The 20822-nt window shown below is 39.6% G+C and carries 11 protein-coding genes; 9 read left to right on the top strand and 2 right to left on the bottom strand.

Translation table 11 applies throughout. The annotated features are described in order from the left end of the window. Positions 1–26 precede the first annotated feature (26 nt). Positions 27–869: an alpha/beta hydrolase gene (locus FRX97_RS03250; protein WP_170227003.1), complete on the top strand. Its 843-nt coding sequence runs from the start codon at positions 27–29 to the stop codon at positions 867–869. Here FRX97_RS03250 and FRX97_RS03255 read toward each other — a convergent pair. After that, positions 838–2094 (bottom strand): metallophosphoesterase, encoded by a 1257-nt coding sequence (locus FRX97_RS03255; protein WP_147013343.1) that lies wholly within the window; start codon positions 2092–2094, stop codon positions 838–840. The two genes, FRX97_RS03250 and FRX97_RS03255, sit on opposite strands and share 32 nt — an antisense overlap. 102 nt (positions 2095–2196) lie before the next feature. Between FRX97_RS03255 and FRX97_RS03260 the strand changes: the two genes are divergently transcribed. Beyond that, positions 2197–2469 (top strand): DUF493 family protein, encoded by a 273-nt coding sequence (locus tag FRX97_RS03260; protein WP_147013345.1) that lies wholly within the window; start codon positions 2197–2199, stop codon positions 2467–2469. Further along, positions 2466–2828 (top strand): hypothetical protein, encoded by a 363-nt coding sequence (locus FRX97_RS03265; protein ID WP_147013347.1) that lies wholly within the window; start codon positions 2466–2468, stop codon positions 2826–2828. Before FRX97_RS03260 ends, FRX97_RS03265 begins: the two co-directional genes overlap by 4 nt. A gap of 63 nt (positions 2829–2891) precedes the next feature. On the opposite strand, the gene FRX97_RS03270 is transcribed toward FRX97_RS03265, so the two are convergent. After that, positions 2892–5495: an ATP-dependent Clp protease ATP-binding subunit gene (locus FRX97_RS03270; RefSeq protein WP_147013349.1), complete on the bottom strand. Its 2604-nt coding sequence runs from the start codon at positions 5493–5495 to the stop codon at positions 2892–2894. Between the two features lie 202 nt (positions 5496–5697). On the opposite strand from FRX97_RS03270, the gene gyrA reads away from it, so the two are divergent. From gyrA to egtB, 6 genes are all read left to right on the top strand, one after another. Further along, positions 5698–8220 carry a DNA gyrase subunit A gene (gene gyrA, locus FRX97_RS03275; protein ID WP_147013351.1) on the top strand — a complete coding sequence of 841 codons (2523 nt, stop codon included), beginning with the start codon at positions 5698–5700 and terminating at the stop codon, positions 8218–8220. Positions 8221–8254: 34 nt separating this feature from the next. After that, positions 8255–9391 carry a tetratricopeptide repeat protein gene (locus FRX97_RS03280; protein ID WP_170227004.1) on the top strand — a complete coding sequence of 379 codons (1137 nt, stop codon included), beginning with the start codon at positions 8255–8257 and terminating at the stop codon, positions 9389–9391. A 155-nt stretch (positions 9392–9546) separates the two neighbouring features. Next, on the top strand, positions 9547–13866 hold the full coding sequence (locus tag FRX97_RS03285) for a GEVED domain-containing protein (RefSeq protein ID WP_147013355.1): 4320 nt from the start codon (positions 9547–9549) through the stop codon (positions 13864–13866). A 171-nt stretch (positions 13867–14037) separates the two neighbouring features. Continuing rightward, positions 14038–18339: a GEVED domain-containing protein gene (locus FRX97_RS03290; protein ID WP_147013358.1), complete on the top strand. Its 4302-nt coding sequence runs from the start codon at positions 14038–14040 to the stop codon at positions 18337–18339. 100 nt (positions 18340–18439) lie between these two features. Next, the gene (locus tag FRX97_RS03295; RefSeq protein ID WP_147013360.1) at positions 18440–19636 is read left to right on the top strand and encodes a bifunctional alpha/beta hydrolase/OsmC family protein; all 1197 of its coding nucleotides are present in this window, start codon (positions 18440–18442) and stop codon (positions 19634–19636) included. 4 nt (positions 19637–19640) lie between these two features. Beyond that, on the top strand, positions 19641–20822 hold the full coding sequence (egtB, locus tag FRX97_RS03300) for an ergothioneine biosynthesis protein EgtB (protein ID WP_147013362.1): 1182 nt from the start codon (positions 19641–19643) through the stop codon (positions 20820–20822).

A 20822-nucleotide genomic window follows, 5' to 3' on the forward strand; every position in this document is an offset into this window, starting at 1 on the left:
TGCAAGTTTAAACAATTATTATGCCAATGAAAGGGATTAACTACATAGATATTGGACCTTATAAAGTAGCTTTCGAGGTGAAAGAAACTGCTAATGCCAAAGCTTGTATACTCATGGTGCATGGAATGGGAGAGCATTGTTGGAGGTATAATCATGTGGTAGATTATTTCGTTGAGCAGGACTTAAACGTAATAAGATTCGATCTTCCAGGACATGGGTTAAGCTCTGGGAAGCGTGGTCATATAAAAAGCTACGATGAGGTGCTAGATTGTGTAGATTATTTTCTTGGCCTACTAAATGATTATAATGTCCCAAGTTTCCTTTTTGGACATAGCATGGGGGGAAATATTGTTTTGGGGGAGTTGATGTATAGAAAACCAAAATTGGTAGGTGCCATTGTGGCGTCCCCTTGGGTTGCACTAACCTTTAAAATGGGCTTTTTTAAAAGCTTAATGGCTACCATAGCCTCAAAGCTGATTCCAGCGGCAACCAAAAAAAATGCTCTGGCACCAGAAATCTTAAGTAAGGATATTGAGGTTGTAAATCAGTATCAATCAGATTCATTAGTACACGACGCTGTAAGTCCCAGGCTTTTTGTTGAAATGAGTAGGGTAGCTACAATGGTTCAACTTCGTGCTTCCCGAATTAGAACCCATACTTTATTGTATCACGGTAGTGGAGATCAACTTACAGCACCATGGGCTACTAAAGCTGTAGCGGATGCCATGCCCAATTCTAAGTTTATTTTATACGATAGTGGATACCACGAAATGCATAACGAGCCCAATAAAAAGGAGGTGCTCGAGAACATAGGTCAATTCATTAATGAGCGACTGGCTACGCTTGTCCCTCAATTTCAAACAAGCTAATTTCTGGTGGCATACCAACCCTGCCAGGAAATCCAATGTAACCAAAGCCCCTGTTTACGTATAGCATCTTGTCTTGGTGCATGTAGGTGCCTGCCCATTTCTTGTAGCGGTATTGTACAGGACTCCATTTGAAACTACCTAATATCAAACCAAATTGCATACCATGGGTGTGTCCAGAAAGCGTTAAATCTGGTGCTTTTTGGTGGGTTTTTACCTGCTCATCAAAGTGGGTTGGGTCATGCGACATTAAAATTCCAAAAGCGTCTGGATTGTATTTTGCCAAAGCTCTTTCTATATCTCCGTGCTGAGGAAAAGGAGGGAGTCCCCAATTTTCAACTCCACCCAAATAAATCTGCTGACCCTCTATTTCAATGTAGTCGCCTTCATTAAGCATTAGGGTAAAGCCCATTTCTCCGTGTATGGTCTTTAAGCGATCTAAATTGGCTCTTTTCTCCTCAACAGAATCCCATTTGTAGTAATCTCCGTAATCATGGTTCCCTAAAACGGAATACTTCCCATATTTTGCTTGTAACTTGGAAAATTCAGGTACCCAGGGCTCCGCTTCCGATGCGATATCGTTTACTAGGTCTCCTGTGAATAATATTAAATCGGGCTCTAGTTTGTTAATTTCATTAATCGCTGTTCTAACGGGCTTTTTGTGATCTAAAAAAGAACCCAAATGAGCGTCGGATATTTGAACCACTCGAAGTCTAGTTCCCGCATTCAGTTTACTAGTTTTTATAGTTTTCTTTTCCGTTCTAAATGCAAACCTTCCGAAAACAATTCCATATAAAATGGATGCAAAGGGTAGTGCGGCAATAAAGGTTCCGAGTATTCTTAAAAACTCTTGTCGAGTGATTAAAACTCCGCTGAAATCTGGTTTTCTCCCAAATTCAAATTTTGCTGCAATCCAGAATAATATGTTTTTAAAGTCAGCAACTAGGTTAAAAAGTAATAGGATAAGTTTAGGAACATAAAATAGGATAAAAACCCCCATAAACCCTAGTATCCAGGTTGTAGATGGTTTTTCGCCATTTTTTATGAAGAAAAAATAAATCGTCATTGCGGTTAAAGTCAGTGGCACCGACCAGTACGCAAAATTGCTTATAACTTTAATTAGGGGTTTTCCTTCTAATGGGAAACTGTATTTTAATCCTCTGTAGATGTACCAATCAAGCAGTAAAAATGCCAACCAGAAAAAGAACACAATAATCATCCTAGACATAAGGTCAAAGGTACATCGCGCGAACTTTTGTAATTGTTAAAAGAAGCTTATTAAAAATTGCATTTACTGTAGCGCTCGCAATTCAAGTTGTACCTTTGCATCATGAATATAGAGCAGGAAATTAAGCTAAGAGCTCAATTAGCTGAATTACACAACTTTCCAGATTTATACATGTTTAAGTTTATAGTGCCTAACGAGCCTGGAAAGAAGGATGAGGTATTGAAATTCTTTTCAGAAAAGGCAGATGTGAGTACCAAAAAATCTCGGAATGGTAAATATTTGGCCATTTCTATAAAGGAAGTAATGATAAGTGTGGATGCAGTAATGCAGCGTTACCACGAATTGAAATCGGTAAAGGGATTAATGTCATTATGATAAAGGCACTTTTAGAAATTTTAGCCGGTTCGGCAATTGTCATTTCCCTTTATATAGTGGGGAGGTACCTATGGAGAAAATACATAGGAAAGAATGAGCCCAACCGACATGCTGTTATTGAGGAATATGAGGTGACGCCTGTGGAAAACGGTGCAGAGGTTTTTCTTAAATACAGACTTCCAGTGGCGGGTAAGGTTGTAATTTCCGAGCAAATAGATCAGGTTGCTGGCAAAGTCTTTTTTAATGATTTTCAGGAAGTTGGTTTGTATAAAATTCGATGCACCTTCAAATCGTTGGGAACCTCAAATAAAATTTCTTTCAAGGCACCGGGAACACACTTGATGAAAACTGTGAAGTAAATAAAGAAGACAACGTCTATTGAAATAAAAAAACCGCCTAAGCAATTAGGCGGTTTTTTTGTTTTACTTCTTTTCTTCGGTGGAATCTTCTTCCGAAGGTTTGTTTTTACTCGATTTCTTTTTCGTGGCTGGTTTTGAGTTTCCTGATAGAGAAATGGTTATACCATCGCCAGTTTTATTGCAATCGAGAATGATTTTATCACCTTCATTTACCCTGCTATGGATAATTTCTTCGGCTAAAACATCTTCGATGTACTTTTGAATAGCTCTTTTTAGCGGTCTTGCACCAAATTTCTCATCAAACCCTTTCTCGGCTATAAAATTCTTAGCCTTGTCGCTTAGTTCTATTTCGTAACCAAGAGTTCTAATTCTAGCGTAAACCTCTTTAAGTTCTATATCAATAATCTTGTGGATGTCTTCTTTTGTTAAGGTGTTAAAGAGTACCACATCATCAATTCTGTTTAGGAATTCGGGCGCAAAGGTTTTTCTCAATGCACTTTGAATTACGCTTTTTGCGTCTTCATCTGCAGAGGCCTGCTTAGCTTTTGTGCTAAACCCAACTCCAGCTCCAAAGTCAGACAGTTGTCTGGCTCCAATGTTGGAGGTCATGATGATAATGGTATTTCTAAAGTCAATCTTTCTTCCTAAACTATCAGTAAGCTGGCCGTCATCCAGTGCTTGAAGTAACAAATTAAATACGTCTGGATGTGCTTTTTCAATCTCGTCCAATAATACAATAGAGTATGGCTTTCTTCTGATTTTCTCAGTCAGCTGTCCACCTTCCTCGTATCCAACGTAACCGGGAGGCGCTCCAACCAGTCTAGAAATTGAGAATTTCTCCATGTATTCACTCATATCTATCCTAACCAGCGCGTCTTGCGAGTCGAATAGGTATTTAGCAAGTGCTTTCGCTAATTGCGTTTTACCAACTCCAGTAGGGCCTAGGAAAATGAAAGAACCAATAGGTCTTTTTGGGTCTTTTAGTCCCGCTCTATTTCTTTGGATGGCGCGAACCACTTTTTTAACCGCTTCGGATTGCCCAATTATCTCGGCATCCATCTCGTCGGCCATTCTAGCAAGTTTGCCACTTTCGTTTTCTGCAATTCGCTGCACAGGAATTCCTGTCATCATTGCTACAACCTCAGCTACATGGTCCTCAGTTACCTTAATACGTTTGGTTTTAGCATCCTCTTCCCAACGAAGTTTTGCATTTTCCAAATCATGAATAAGGTTTCTTTCCTTATCTCTAAGTTTGGCTGCTTCTTCGTATTTCTGAGATTTAACAACCTTAGTTTTCTCTTCCTTAACTTCTTCAATAGCCTTTTCAATGTCCAAAATTTCTTTTGGAACATTGATGTTGTTAAGATGCACTCTAGATCCGGCCTCATCTAAGGCGTCAATAGCTTTGTCTGGCAGATGGCGGTCGGCCAAATACCTGTTTGTAAGCTCAACACATGCGTGTATGGCTTCATCCGAAAAAGTAACACTATGATGATCCTCGTACTTGTCTTTGATATTGTGGAGGATTTGAATAGTTTCTTCGATAGAGGTAGGTTCTACCAATACCTTTTGAAATCTTCTTTCTAAAGCGCCATCTTTTTCTATGTATTGTCTGTATTCGTCTAGCGTAGTGGCTCCAATGCATTGGATTTCTCCACGCGCAAGTGCTGGCTTAAACATGTTACTAGCATCAAGGCTTCCACTTGCACCACCGGCACCGACGATAGTGTGAAGCTCATCAATGAAAAGAATAACATCCGGAGATTTTTCCAATTCATTCATTACCGCTTTCATTCTTTCCTCGAATTGACCGCGGTATTTAGTTCCTGCAACTAAAGAAGCAACGTCTAGTGCAACTATCCTTTTATTAAATAAAACCCTAGAAACTTTTTTCTGGATAATTTTAAGAGCTAAACCTTCTGCAATGGCTGATTTACCAACTCCAGGTTCACCTATAAGTATGGGGTTGTTCTTTTTTCTTCTGGAAAGGATTTGAGAAACTCTTTCGATTTCTTTCTCTCTTCCCACTATTGGATCTAACTTTCCTTCTTCGGCGATTTTGGTTAAATCTCTCCCAAAATTATCTAGAACTGGAGTTTTAGATTTCGTGTCGCCGCTTCTTCTTGAGGCTCCACCTCCTGAAAATCCCGCTCCAGCGTCATCGTCGTCAGAGGATGGAGTTCCTGGGAATTCAGCTCGGGGAGGGGTATTGCCATCACCACGGTCGGCTAAAATTGATTCTAATTCTTCTCGTGTTATTTCGTAATCCACGTCCATTCGGTTTAAAGTCTTCGTAGCAATATTGTCTTCGTTCTTCAAAATCGAAAGTAATAAATGCTCCGTGCCTATGATCTCGCTTTTGTAAAGTTTAGCTTCTAAATAGGTGATTTTAATCACATTTTCTGCTTGCTTTAAAAAGGGGATGTGTGCGGCATTGCTCACAGTACTTATAGATGTATTCTGAGGAATTCCACCTTCTATAGATTTCCTCAAGGTTTGAAGATTTACTTCTAACCTTCGTAATATCTGAATTGCGGTTCCTTCGCCTTCGCGCAGCAAGCCTAACATCAGATGCTCCACACCTATATAGTCATGACCAAGTCGCAAGGCTTCCTCTCGGCTGAAAGTAATAACATCCTTAACTCTTGGTGAAAATTTTGCTTCCATTATATATGCTTGGATTTTGGCTTCTCTAACTGAATTCTTTCAAATGTAGAAACGAACATAAAAGTATTCAGTTTGTCGACGCCCAATTTTTAACAAAAATCTGTTAGTAATATAGGATAACTTTATTGTAGTTACCGCCTGATAAATATGTAATTTCGTTTCCTATCCTACAAACATTGTGCACATTTTATTTTAAGTAATTATGACAGGAGACGAGAGGATAATTCCGGTTTTAATAGAGGAGGAAATGAAGACAGCCTACATCGATTATTCGATGTCGGTAATTGTGTCTCGAGCCCTGCCAGACGTAAGAGATGGTTTAAAACCGGTGCACCGACGTGTACTTTTCGGGATGCAAGAACTTGGAGTTCTTAGCAACCGCCCTTATAAGAAATCGGCAAGAATTGTCGGTGAAGTTCTTGGTAAGTATCACCCACATGGTGACTCATCTGTATACGATACTATGGTGCGTATGGCGCAAGATTGGTCTTTGCGCTACCCATTGGTCGATGGTCAGGGTAACTTTGGATCGGTAGATGGCGATAGCCCGGCGGCAATGCGTTACACCGAGGCTAGGTTGAGAAAAATCGCCGAGGAGATGTTAACAGACATCGACAAGGAAACGGTTGATTTTAGACCCAACTTCGATGACTCTCTTAAGGAACCAATTGTTCTGCCTGGTAAGCTTCCGAACTTAATTGTAAATGGAGCTTCTGGTATTGCCGTTGGTATGGCTACTAATATGCCACCTCACAACCTTACCGAAACCATCAATGCCATTTGTGCTTATATCGATAATAGAGATATCGATGTAGCTGGTCTTATGGAGCACGTAAAAGCTCCTGATTTCCCAACTGGTGGTATTATCTATGGTTACGAAGGGGTAAAGGAGGCTTTCGAAACGGGTAGAGGCCGCGTTGTGATGCGTGCAAAAGCTACCACGGAGGAAATGCCAAACGGTAAGGAAATGATCATCGTAACCGAAATTCCTTATCAAGTGAATAAGGCGGAAATGATCAAGAAAACCGCCGACTTGGTTAATGATGGTAAACTAGATGGTATATCTGATATCCGTGATGAGTCGGATAGAAACGGTATGCGCATTGTTTATGAGTTGAAAAAAGACGCCATTCCAAATGTTGTCCTAAACAAACTTTACAAGTACACCGCTCTTCAAACTCCTTTTAGTGTTAACAATATCGCACTGGTTAACGGAAGACCGGAAACACTTAACCTAAGAGATTTGATTCACTACTTCGTAGAACACAGACACGAAGTAGTAACAAGAAGAACGCAATACGAGCTTAGAAAAGCCGAAGAGCGTGCTCATATTTTAGAGGGATTAATAATTGCAGTTGATAACCTCGACGAGGTAATTAAATTAATCCGTGGTTCGCGTACCCCAGAAGAAGCTAGAAACGGATTGATGGAGCGTTTTGAGCTTTCTGAACTTCAAGCCAAGGCTATCCTTGATATGCGTCTTCAAAAATTAACGGGTCTTGAAATAGACAAGTTAAAGGAGGAGTATGACGAGCTAATGAAGCTTATCGAGAAATTGAAAGCCATTTTGGCAGACGAAGGGCTAAGAATGCAGATCATCAAAGATGAAATGCTAGAACTTAAAGATAAGTTTGGAGACGAGCGCAGATCTGAAATCGTTTATTCTGCAGATGACTTTAAAATTGAAGACATCATTGCCGATGAAGCTGTGGTTGTTACCATTTCGCATTTAGGATATATTAAGAGAACCCCGTTATCTGAATACAAAACTCAAGCAAGAGGTGGGGTAGGATCTAAAGGATCTACAACTAGAGATGAAGACTTCTTAGAGTCCTTATTTGTAGCTACAAACCACAACTACTTGTTATTCTTTACCGAAAAGGGTAGATGTTATTGGATGCGTGTATTTGAAATTCCAGAAGGTGCTAAAAACTCCAAAGGGCGTGCAATCCAGAACTTAATTAATATCGAAAGTGACGATAGAATTAAGGCCTTTATTAAAGCTACAGATCTTAAGGATCAAGAGTACATTGAAAATAACTTCGTGGTTATGGTTACCAAAAAAGGAGTTATTAAGAAAACCAGTCTTGAAGCTTACTCTAGACCAAGGTCTAACGGTATTAATGCCATCACTGTACGAGACGGCGATACTTTATTAGAAGCTAAGCTTACAGATGGTAAGGATGATATTCTAATGGCATTAAGGTCTGGTAAGGCGATCAGATTCCCAGAAGAGAAGGTAAGACCTATGGGAAGAAATGCCTCTGGTGTTAAAGGAATCACCTTGGGCCATGACAAAGATGAAGTAGTTGGCATGGTTACTGTAAAGGAAGGGGAGGCAACCATCCTTGTGGTTTCTGAAAATGGATACGGGAAACGCTCCGCTTTAGAGGACTATAGGATTACCAACCGTGGTGGGAAAGGAGTTAAAACACTGAATGTCACGGATAAAACAGGTGAACTTGTATCGCTTAAGGCTGTTACCGATGAAAATGACCTAATGATTATTACCAAAAATGGTATTACAATCAGAATGGCCGTTGAAAATATTAGAGTAGCAGGAAGAGCAACCCAAGGTGTGCGTTTGATTAGCCTTAAAGGTAAAGATCAAATTGCTGCTATTGCCAAAGTAGAGCACCAGGAGGAGGATGAGCACGAAGATGAAAACAGTGATGCCGAAAACAATGTTGCCGACAACGAAAATAATGATGCTGCTTCGGAGTAAACTGTTAATTTTGAAACTCAAAAATTACAAGAACATGAAATTATTAGCCTTTTCAACGGCAATTTTATTAAGCGTAGCTGCTTTTGGACAGAAGTCGGCTCAGGTAACTGCATATAACTACATGAAAGATGCAGAGTTTACCAAGGCTTACGATATGATTAAAAAAGCTTCTGAACACGAAAAAACTGCTAACGATCCTAAAACTTACTATTACATGGGGCAAATCCTTATGGCAATGGCAGGTTCACAGGACGTTGAGCAACGTACATACGTTGAAGACCCTTTGCAAAAAGGAGTAGCAGCTTGGAAGAAGTGTCTTAAGTTAGATACTAAAGAAAAGTACAGCGACGATATCAAAATGAAGATTCCTCAAACAGAAAATATGCTTCTTAACATGGGTGTTAAGATGTATAACGAGGAAAAATTTGCCGAAGCCTATGAGTTGTTTAAAACAGCTAACATCATGGCGAGCGTTTTAGACCAAAGCGATTCTTTAGCAATTTTCAATGCAGCAGTTTCGGCAGAGAAAGCGGGGCAGTTCGAAGATGCTATTGAAATGTACAAGCTAAGTAGCGAGATACAGTATCAAACTCAAAGTTCTATCCTTTCTATGGCTAAAATCTATAAGGAAAACTTAAACGATACTGCTGCAGCACTTAATACCTTGAAAGAAGCTAGAACAGCTTATCCTAATGATCAAGGATTAATTATCGAAGAACTAAACATCTATCTACAGGGTAGAAAATTCCAAGAGGCAGCAGATAATCTTGAGTTAGCGATTAAAAATGATCCAGAAAATGCGATTCTTCATTATGCTTTAGGTTCTGCATATGACAACATGGGGAACATTGAGAAAGCAAAGGTTTCTTACAAAAAGGCATTGGAGTTAAAGCCAGATTATTTCGACGCTGCATATAACTATGGAGCAATGGTTTACAACCAAGGAGTTGAGTTGACTAAACAAGCTAACGAATTGGATTATAGAACCAAAGGAAAGCAAATCGATGCGCTTAACGCTAAGGCTAATGAAAAGTTTAAGGAAGCTGTGGTTCTTTTAGAAAATGCACATAATATAGATCCAGAGGATAAAAGTACAATTAGCTCCTTAACTCAATTGTATGTGCGCCTAAAAATGAACGACAAATACAAGGAAATGAAAGCCAAATTATAGGCAACTATCTATATAATTTCCGTCTAAAAAGCGAGTCCGAAATGGCTCGCTTTTTTTGTGCCCACTCCCCTGAGAATACAATAATTTCTACAAGCTGGGTACGTAAAAATTGCAAAGGCTAAAAGAAAACTAATTACACGCATTATTTTTGCCTCATGAAGAAACTGATCTTTACCTTATTCACCTTTTTTATTGTTCAATTCGGCTTTGGACAAAATTATTGCAGTCCCTCTTATTCAAGTGCATCTTACTATATTTCTCAAGTAAGATTTGGAACGGGATCCGCCCCCAACGGGTGGACGAACAATACAGGTTACAATTCCAACGGATACGGGAATTTTACTGGGAACAGTAACTACAGAGCAGATGTAGAACCTTGTAAGCAGTACGATTTAAGAATCACGTCTAACAGCGGCGCTACGAGGGATTTTCACGTAAAAGTGTACTTTGACTGGAACGATGATGGAGACTTCAATGATTCGGGTGAATTATTACCTCTTGGAACTCGTTCAGGGGATCCCTATGTATGGAATGGTCAGTTTGTGGTACCACCCAGTGCCAAAAATGTAGATACCAGAATGAGGGTGGTTCTTGATTTTGAAAATACAGGGAACTACAATGATCATGCGGGTCCATGTGAAGATGATACTTGGGGAGAAGCTGAAGACTACAGAATTAAAGTGGGAGATGCTGATTTAATGACATTCGAGAACATTACTGCAGTTCAGAACACCACAGCTCCAGCTCCAAAGGGCTCGAACAATACAGAAATAATTGGAATAAATGTAAAAACGGCTGATTGCACCAATCCACTAAAAGTGCGTTCCATGAATTTTGGTAAAGGTGATTCAGAGAATTTACCTTCCGATGCAACTAACGCCAAACTATTCTATACTGGAGGATCAGCAAGTTTTTCTACTAACTCACAGGTAGGAGGGGTGGCAACACCAGCAAATACTTTTACCATTTCTGGAATCGATGGTAGCCTGCCTGAACTACTGAGTGGTGACAATTGGTTTTGGCTTACTTATGATGTTCCAGCAGGAGCTACAGTTGATAATCACCTAGATGCCGAGCTTTTGTCAGTTAATATGGATACCACTAATGCTTCCAATGTGGTTATTACAACATCAAATACCGATCCAACCGGGAAAAGGCTGATTGTAAATTCTTATTGTGCACCCACACCAGCCAATGAAGTAGGCGCGCGAATTGATCGCATAAGAATAAGCAACCTAGATAACCAAACCAATAGTAATGGGCTTTACACTTCTTTTGTAGCAACACTTCCAGCCTTTGACTTCTGTGTTGGTAACGAGCACTCGTTAACAGTTAATTGGCACACCGATGTCAATTATATTAACGGAAGTGTTCCCTTTTTTATTCATGCATACTTCGACTGGAACAGGGATGGTGATTTTAATGATCCAGACGAGCATTATTTTGTGGGCAACGAAAGAACGCGCCAATACCCTTTAGACGGGGTTAAAACGGGTAACTTTGCCATAAAAGTAACGCCTCCACAAAGTGCTTTGCCAGGCCCATCCGTGATGAGAATTCAGGTAGGAAGGGAGCCGGATAGTAACCCTTGCCTAGGAACTATAGATGGCGAAACAGAGGATTATGGGTATAATTTATTAAAGTTAGGTGAGCTTTCGGCAACCCCTGATATCCTTTGCAAAAAAGATTCTGTTTTATTGGATGCAACCAAAACGACGGGCAACTATACCTTCCAATTTTCAACAGACCGCATAAATTTCACCGATATTTCTTCCGCCTCGGCTAATAGCGGGGTGTACAGTAGCGTGATTGATACCACTACGATATTTAGGTTGTTTGAAGCGGACATGAGGTGCCCTGATGGAGGCCTTTCATCTGACCTTGTGGATGTTCCTTTTGTAGGAGTTAGCAGTATTACAAGCGATAAATCACAATTGTGTTTAGGGGACAGTGCGAACCTAAATGCAAATTACGAATATCGAACCCAGGAATTTACTGAAACTCCTGGGACTGGAAACACTACCGTTATAGGATTAAGAGCTTCCACTTTTCAATTACCAGTATCTGGACTGCCATACAACGGCATAAACACGGTGGCATTGAACTCTGTATGCATCAATGGCTCACTGGTGAGCGGGGCGGATCGTAGTTTTTTCTATTTATACCCGCCTAATTCCAATAAGAAAGTCCTTTTAAGTGAGGGGAATGGAGCCGAGCATCCAGCAGGAACTAGTGAGACTTTTTGTTTTACCGATAAAGCAAACACGGCTGTAACTTCAGAGTCGAATGCCTTTAACGGTAACTACCGTCCCGAGGAGCCTCTATCCAGACTTAATGGGACTAATCCAAATGGTACTTGGACCTTAATGGTGTATAATGATTATACAGATGGCGCTGTGGAAATAAATGAGTTTACACTCAATTTTGGTACTAATTCTGAAATTACTTGGACACCAAACAGTAATATCGACGATATAAATTCCGACACACCGGAAGTTACCCCTACTTCAAGCACTACGTACATAGCAAGTCTGACTAATGACATTTGCAGCCCGATGGACTCTGTTGAGATTACTGTTTTAGATCCATCTAAGGTTATTACCGTAGATATAACAGAGGTTCTGCCAACAGGGATAATTTGTAGTGGAGACCTTGTTACTTTTAAGAGTTCGCTGAGCGAGTCGGTTGCAAATGCTCCACTGCAATGGTTTATTAATGATTTTCCAGTAAGTGGAGAGACCAATGAAACCTTTAATTCCAACACACTTAGCGATGGCGATGAGGTTAAAGTAACTTTTAACCTTCTTACGCAGTGTGGAACGTTCAGTTCTGCAGATTCGGTTGTGGTAAATATTTCAAACTCTTTAGCGCCAAGTTTAACCTTGAACATTGGAAGTCAGCTTCCAGTTTGTGAGGGCGCAACAGTAAATTTTACCGCGAATGACAAAGATTTCGGACCAAATCCAATTTACAAATGGTTCTTAAACGGAACACAACAGTCAAATTCTGGTAAAACATATAGCTCAAACACTTTGGTGAATAACGACACCGTTGTGGTAGAGGTAAGCACAACTTATCCCTGTGTTTCCGTTTCTAGTTTAAGAGACACCCTTGTGGTAAAAACCACAACAGAATTAGATCCTAAGATTGAGTTAACAAGTGATGTAAATCCAGAATTATCTTGTCTTGGTAACACCATTAATTTTGTGGCAGATACCGTTTTCAATAATTCGGGTGGAAAGGGTACCGTTACATGGTTCCACAATGGTACACAGTTAAACATATCTAGCATGACTACTTCATCGGATACGTTTAGTACCGGGAACCACTTAATTAGAGTAGAGTACAATGTGAATTCTGGTTGTACGAAAAGCACCTTTGTTACCGATCAAATTGCTTTTGAGGTAGGGGATGATGTTGTACCTGGAATCACTATCAAAGTAGATAGAGATAAGGTTTGTAAAGGCGAACTGGTTACCTTCTCGGTAGACCAAATTGAAAATGGAGGAAGTGCTCCAGAAATTCAATGGTTCAAAAATGGAGATCCTGTTTCCGGACAAACTGGAATGACATACAGCAGCAATTCGTTTAAAAATCAAGATGAGATTACTGCAAGATTAATTTCCAGCATAGAATGTGTTTCTTTTGAACAGGCGTTTTCTGGATCTAAGGAGGTTAAAATTTCTGAAAGAACCCAGACAGAAATTAATATCATCTCGCCTTTTGAATCGACCCCATTTTGCGAAGGGACAGATGTTAGGGTAGAAGTAGACCTGCTTTTTGGTGGAGGAGTTGAACCAAATATTGAGTGGTTCCTAAACGATAAAAGTATACAGAAAAGAAAGTTCCAGTTTATTAGTTTGGATAGCCTTAAGCATGGTGACAGAGTATATGCTAAACTGCATCCTAATTCTGTTTGCCCAACACCAGCTCTTCCAACTAGTGATACCTTAACTTTTGAGGTTAACCCAACACCATTTGTGGATTTCCAAGCCGTGCAGGTGGAAGGCGGTCTTCAGTTTATCCCTAATTCACAAGCTTTTGAAAATTACAATTGGAGTTTTGGTACAGGACAAACCAGCGATCAAATTACTCCAGTTTATCAGTATGAGAATACGGGTGTTTATAGGGTTTGTTTGGATATCCAAGATGAAAATGGCTGTGTAAATACGAGATGTAAAGACGTTAATTATACGGTTGTTTCAAGTATTGCAGAGGCTGGTGAATTATCCTTCACTTATTTCCCTAACCCAGTTGGTAACGAGTTAAATATTGAGTTAAATACCACAGTATCTCAAACTCAAATAACCGTTGTTGCTGCAGACGGAAAGACTATCAAACCTAGTTTTAAGAAGGAGGTATTAAATGGTAAGACTATTTATAGGTTAGATACCGACGAATTAAGTAGTGGATTATATATGGTACACTTGGTTTCCAAGGATGCCAAATTGAACTTCCGATTCGAAAAGCTTTAAAATACTAGTACTTGTGTTGAAAGGTCGACCTCTGAAGGTCGACCTTTTTTTTTGCATTGATAATTTACTGGGAGTCAATTTTGATTTAAGAATACAAGGGATTAAAAAATTGTTAAGGTGGTATCGCGCTTCGATTAAGCGTTGGTAAACAACGACTTATATTTTTGTGTTATGCACAACTATATTTTAAACCTTATCACTTTCCTAATTATCCTGTTTTTGGTAATGACAGGATTGAACAGTTCTGGTCAGAGTTATTGCGGGATTTCCTTTAGCTCAACTTCAGATTACATTACCCAGGTGAAGTTTGGAACTGGTTCCGCACCCAATGGCTGGACCAATAACTCAGGAGGTCAAAGTGCAAATGGATACGGGAATTTTTCAAACAATATTGCATACCGTGCTACCGTAGAACCGGGGAAATCATACCCTATGGAAGTAAGGGTTAGTGGTACAGGAACTCAATATGTAAGAGTTTTTGTGGACTGGGATGGAAATGGAACCTTTGAGTATTCTTCTTATTTCGGAAGTCAATCGTCAGGCTACGTTTTTAGTGGGAATATTGTTGTTCCTGGAAATGCTACCAATAAAATAACTAGAATTAGAGTGGTAGATGAGTATAACGAAGATCCTACCGCCTGTCAATCTGATACCTGGGGAGAGGCCGAAGATTACTCCATTGAAATTTGTGATGGAACCACCATGTCTTTTAAAAGTCTTTCTGTAAATCAAAACAATACGGCAGCGGCGCCAAAGGGTTCGAATAGAGCTGAAATTATTGGTTTTAACATTAATGTAGCAGGCTGTGATACAAAGGTTAAAGTGAAATCCGCAAAATTTGGGCAGGGTGATTCTGACAATATAACTGCTGATGCAACCAATGCAAGACTATACTATACTGGAAGTTCTAACACTTTTGCAACTACGAACCAGGTAGGAGGTACAACAGCTCCCGGAGCATCCTTTACCATTTCAGGTATTGACAACAATCTTAGTGGGCTTACAGATGGGGATAACTGGTTTTGGCTTACCTACGATATTCCAAATAATGCCAATATTGATAATTATGTAGATGGTGAGCTCCTTTCGTTAACACTAGACACTCTTAATGCTTCAGGTATAATCTATAATGTACCTAACGGGGACCCTAACGGAAAGCGTTTGATTGTAAATTCCTATTGCACTCCTGCAAACCCTGCAAACGCGGCTGGCGCTCATATTCAGAAGGTAGAAATAGGTACTCTATCTAACTCCAATACGGGAAATTCTATTTATAGATCTTTTGTTCCAACAGTAAACCCTTTTGATTTTTGTGTAGGTAATGAATATGACTTAAAGGTCAATTGGTATACCGATGTAAATTATATAGATGGTTCCGTTCCATTTTTTGTGCATGCTTATTTCGATTGGAATAGAGATGGAGATTTTAACGATGCGGATGAACATTACCTTGTTGGGAATGAGATGACCAGACAATACCTAATAGATGGGGTTAAATCTGGAACCTTTACCGCCAAGATAACACCTCCACAAAGTGCAAAAGGAGGAGCGTCTGTTATGCGTGTTTCCGTATCAAGAGATATGGGTGCTTATCCTTGTACCGGTTCCGTAGATGGTGAAACAGAAGATTATGGCTATAATTTAAATAAGGCAGGTAACCTTATTAACACGGATCCAATTGTTTGCACAACTGGCACGGTTCAATTCAATGTGTCAAATACCAATAATCAACCTTATACGGTTCAGTATGCCACCGATAGAGAAAATTTCACGGATCTTTATCAGAATATTTCTTCAGCTTCTTTTACAACGCAATTAATTGATACTACCACAAGCTTTAGAATAGTTAATGCAAAGACCGAATGCCCTAATGGACTAAAGTCATCTGATATTATTGACATCATGTATGCTGGGATTAATCGAATTGAGTCTGATAAATCGCAATTATGTGCCGACGATACCGCTAAATTAAAGGCTGTTTACGAATACAATGCAGAGTCTTTTACCGCAACCTTCGGTGCTACAAATTCAACCGTTAGGGGCATGCAGGTTACTGAGTTCCCCCTTGATGTTTCTGGCTTACCTGCTAATGTAAAGTTAAATGAGGTGATGTTAGATTCGATATGTATTACTGGCGGAGTGAACGTGGGCGCTGCTCAATTATATTATTACCTCTATGCTCCAAATGTTAACGATCAGAAAAGAGTGTTGTTAAGTGGAGGGAATGGATTAAACAATGTTGGAGCTACCAATAAGTTTTGCTTTACTACCGAAGCAACAAGATCGGTTGTTGGAGAAACAGCAAGTTTGTCGGGAGAATATAAATCACAGGAACCTCTTTCAAGGTTAAACGGATATAACCCCAATGGGACATGGAAGCTTATGGTTTTCATAGATTTCATTGACGGAAATGGATCCGTAGAGGAATTCTCTTTGCATTTTGGGGTAAATGATGGTGTGAATTGGAGTCCGAATTCGGCTATTTCTAGCACTACGGACGATGCGCCTGAAGCCTATCCAACAAGTAGTACTACGTATATAGCAAGTCTTAGCAACAAGTATTGCATGGCCCTCGATTCTCTTCCTTTGGCAGTTCTTGGGAATACGGCAATAACTGCTTCTATTACCGATCAAACTCCAACAGGAAGTGTTTGTGCTGGAAGTTCTATTAGGTTTGATGCGGCATTATCTGATAACATAGCTAATCCACCAGTGCAATGGTATATAAACGATCAACCTGTGACAGGAGAAACTGGGATGAATTTCACCACAAATACCCTATCAGATGGAGATGAGGTGAAATTCGAATTCAATCTAGTTACAGCTTGTGGCACGTATTACAGCACTGATTCCGTGATTGTTGAAATCGATGATTTTTTAACCCCAAGCTTAACTTTAAACTCCGGTTCTCCAATGCCTATTTGCCAGGGAGCAACCGTAAACTTTACTGCGGACGATAAGGATTTTGGTCCCAATCCAAATTTTGAGTGGTTTCTTAACGGTACCAGTGTTCAAAATCAAGGTAAAACATATTCAGGAAATGGTTTGAATAATGGAGATGTAGTTGTTGTTAAGGTTAACGCTAACTATGCATGTGTGTCTGTAAACGAATTGTCAGATACCATTGTAGTTACCACCACAACCGAACTGGATCCTAATTTGGAAATGACCTCGGATGTTAATCCAGAATTATCCTGTATTGGTAAAGAAATAACGTTTACCGTAGATACCGCGTTTAATAATTCCGGAGGAAAAGGGAGTGTTTCGTGGTTTCACAACGGGAAACCAATAAATGTAACCACCTTGTCTACCTCTACGGATACTTTTTCGGTAGGAAACCATGTGATTAGAGCAGAATACAATGTGAATAGTAGTTGCACCAAATCGACTTTTGTAACAGACCAGGTATCTTTTTTAGTCGGATCTGATGTTGAGCCGGAAATTACTATTACTTCAGATCGAACTAAGATTTGTGATGGAGATAGCATCCATTTTCTGGTAACTAATATCAAACACGGTGGCAGCGCTCCCGAAATTCAATGGTTCCTTAATAGTGATCCCATTAGCGGGGAAACCGGAATGACATACAGTGGTGCTAATTTCAATAATCAGGACGAGGTAAATGCTAGGTTAATCTCTAGCATAGAGTGTATTTCTTTTGAACAAACCTTTAGTGGTCCTATAGAAGTAAAGGTCTCTGAGTTGACTCCGACGGCTATAAATATTCGTTCAGATTTTGAGCAAACACCATTCTGTAAAGGAGAAAGTATACTTATCGAAGTAGATTTATTAGAAGGTGGAGGAGTAGAACCGAATATTGAGTGGTTCCTAAATGATTTAAGTATCCGCAAGAGAAAATTCACCAAAATAGCCTTAGATTCTCTTAAAAATGGAGATAAGGTCTACGCTAAGCTGCATCCTAATTCGGTATGTCCAACACCTGTAATCCCAACGAGTGATACATTAACTTTTTCTGTATTGGATTTACCATTTGTAGATTTCCAGCCAGTTGTATCGGGTGCAGATGTGCAGTTTATACCCAGTGACACTAATTTTACTGCTTACGCATGGCAATTTGGAAATGGTCAATCTTCGCAGCAAGTTAAACCATCTATGCAGTACGAAGAGTCTGGTGAATACGAAGTTTGTTTATCGGTTGAAGACACCAATGGTTGTGTAAATGTTAGATGTAAAATGGTTAGTTACTCGGTGCCTGTGGGACTCAATGAGCATAAAGGTTACGCAATGAGCCTATTTCCTAATCCAGTAAAAGAAAAGGTTTTCATTACTCACAACTTAACTTCGGTTAAGTCTATTAAAGTTATGAGCCAGGATGGTAAGCTTGTTAGCACTAACTACGTAGAATCCGACGGGAGAATTACAGTACCTATGAACGATGTTGTAAGCGGGGTTTATTTAATTCAAGTATACCACGACAATGGAGTGTTAAGTTCTAAGTTCACCAAATTATAGCAAGAAATTCGTTACCAAATTTTCCAGGTTAACGTTTTATAATAGTTTAAACCACCTCTTTTGAGGTGGTTTTTTGTTTCTTCCAGTACAAAGTTATTTCGTGAAAACCCAACGCATAAAATTTAAAAATAGAAAAGGGGTAGAACTTGCAGCCCTATTGGATTTACCAGAATTTTCAGCCACCGAAAATTTTGTCTTGTTTGCGCATTGTTTTACCTGTGGTAAAAATTTAAAAGCAATTCAGTATTTAAGTGAAGCGTTATGCGATAAGGGTTTTGGAGTTTTTCGTTTTGATTTTACAGGATTAGGCCAAAGTGAAGGCGAATTTACTCAAGCCGGGTTCACCTCTGATATATCCGATTTAATTGACGCTGCATTCTACCTTAAAACGAATAGAAAAGCCCCAAGCATTATACTCGGACACTCCCTAGGTGGAGCTGCGGTTATTCACGCCGCCAAAGAAATAGAGGGCCTAAAGGCAATAGCTGTTATTGGAGCTCCATACGATCCCGAACACGTTACAAACCTTTTTTCTGGGGATATCGAAAAAATCCAATCCGAGGGTAAAGCTGAAGTGAATATAGGTGGGAGATCTTTCGAAATTTCTAGGCAATTTGTAAACGATTTAAAGCAGGAAGACAGTGGTAAGATTCTTAAAGACTTAAAACTTCCTTTTTTAATTCTCCATTCACCAAATGACAAAATTGTGGGTATAGAAAACGCCCGTAAATACTTCGAAAAAGCATGGCATCCAAAATCATTTGTTTCTTTAGATAATTCGGACCATTTACTGAGTACTAAAGCAGACGCACAGTACGCTGGTTTGGTAATAGCTGCTTGGGCCAATCGCTACGTAGAAAAGGCTGAAAAGGAAGATGTTACAGTAAGCGGAAATGCGAGTGCTATAAACAGATACAAGGATTTAGAAACCCTTGTAGGAATAGGTGATCATCGCATTGTAACCGACGAGCCAGAAAGGGTTGGAGGAAATAATTTTGGACCGGCTCCCCACGAGTTAATAGCCGCGGCTCTTGCTTCTTGTACAGCCATGACTTTAAACCTTTACGCCAAAAGAAAAGGGTGGGTGTATAGTTCGGTTAAGGTGGATGTAACCCATGAAAGTAAAAAGGACGAAAATGGCAATAAATACGACCTTTTCAGCAGGCATATTAATGTTGATTCCGGGTTGGATTTTGACCAAAAACAGCGACTCCTAGAAATTGCCAATAAATGCCCTGTGCACAAAACCTTAGAATCCGTTTCTAAGATTGATACCCAAATCAACTCAAAATACTAGCACAATGGACTCAGTGACAGTTGCAGATAATACCGAAATCATTAGGCGATTTAAAAAAGTTAGGGCGAGAACCGAGGAATTATGCTCTCCACTTGGAGTGGAGGATTTTATTCCGCAACCCGCTGTATTTGTAAGCCCGGCAAAGTGGCACATAGCGCATACAACTTGGTTTTTCGAAGAGTTTGTCCTAAGCAAGTTTAAAAAAGGTTACACGAGATTTCACAAGGACTTTGCTTTTCTTTTTAACTCGTATTACAATTCGGTAGGTGAGCGCTTAGAAAGAGACAACAGGGGATTGCTAACACGCCCCAGACTTGAGTTGGTTTTTGATTACAGAAAATCCGTAGATCAAGAAATAGTCAGCCTTCTTCAAAATACAGATAGACAGGAACTTATTAATACAATTGAGCTTGGTTTACAACACGAGCAACAGCACCAAGAACTGTTAATTACCGACCTTAAGTATATTTTTTCGCAGAACCCAATTTATCCAACCTACCACAAGGATTATTATTGGGAAAAAATAGTGGAGCCGAGTCAGCCAGATGTATTGATAGAGGAAGGTGTTTATAACATAGGATATGAAGGTAAAGACTTTAGCTTTGATAATGAACATGGTAAGCATAAAGTGTACATCAATCCGGTAGAGATTTCAGGGAATTTAGTATCCAATCAAGAGTTTATAGAATTTATTGAATCTGGAGGTTATGATAAATCAGAGTTTTGGCTGGATGAAGGGTGGGCCTTTATCCAAGAAAATAGTTGTAAACTCCCTTTATACTGGAAAAAGGAGGATGGAAACTATTTCCAGTACACACTAAACGGTTTACAGGAAGTAAACCCTAAGGCCGTCTTAATGCATATTAACTATTTCGAGGCAGTAGCATATGCCAACTATAAAGGACATAGATTATGTACGGAATTTGAATGGGAAGTTGCCAGTGAAGAACTAAACTGGGGTACGGTTTGGGAGTGGACGCAAAGTGCTTATTTACCCTATCCTAATTACAAAAAACCAGCTGGTGCCATAGGTGAGTACAACGGGAAATTTATGGTAAACCAAATGGTGTTAAGAGGTGCTTCCGTGGCAACGGCAAAGGGGCACTCCAGAAATACCTACCGAAATTTTTTTCATCCCCAATACAGTTGGCAAGTAGCGGGTATAAGACTAGCAAAGGAGATTTAA

It is taken from the genome of Luteibaculum oceani (genome assembly GCF_007995015.1).
Classification (GTDB): domain Bacteria; phylum Bacteroidota; class Bacteroidia; order Flavobacteriales_D; family Luteibaculaceae; genus Luteibaculum; species Luteibaculum oceani.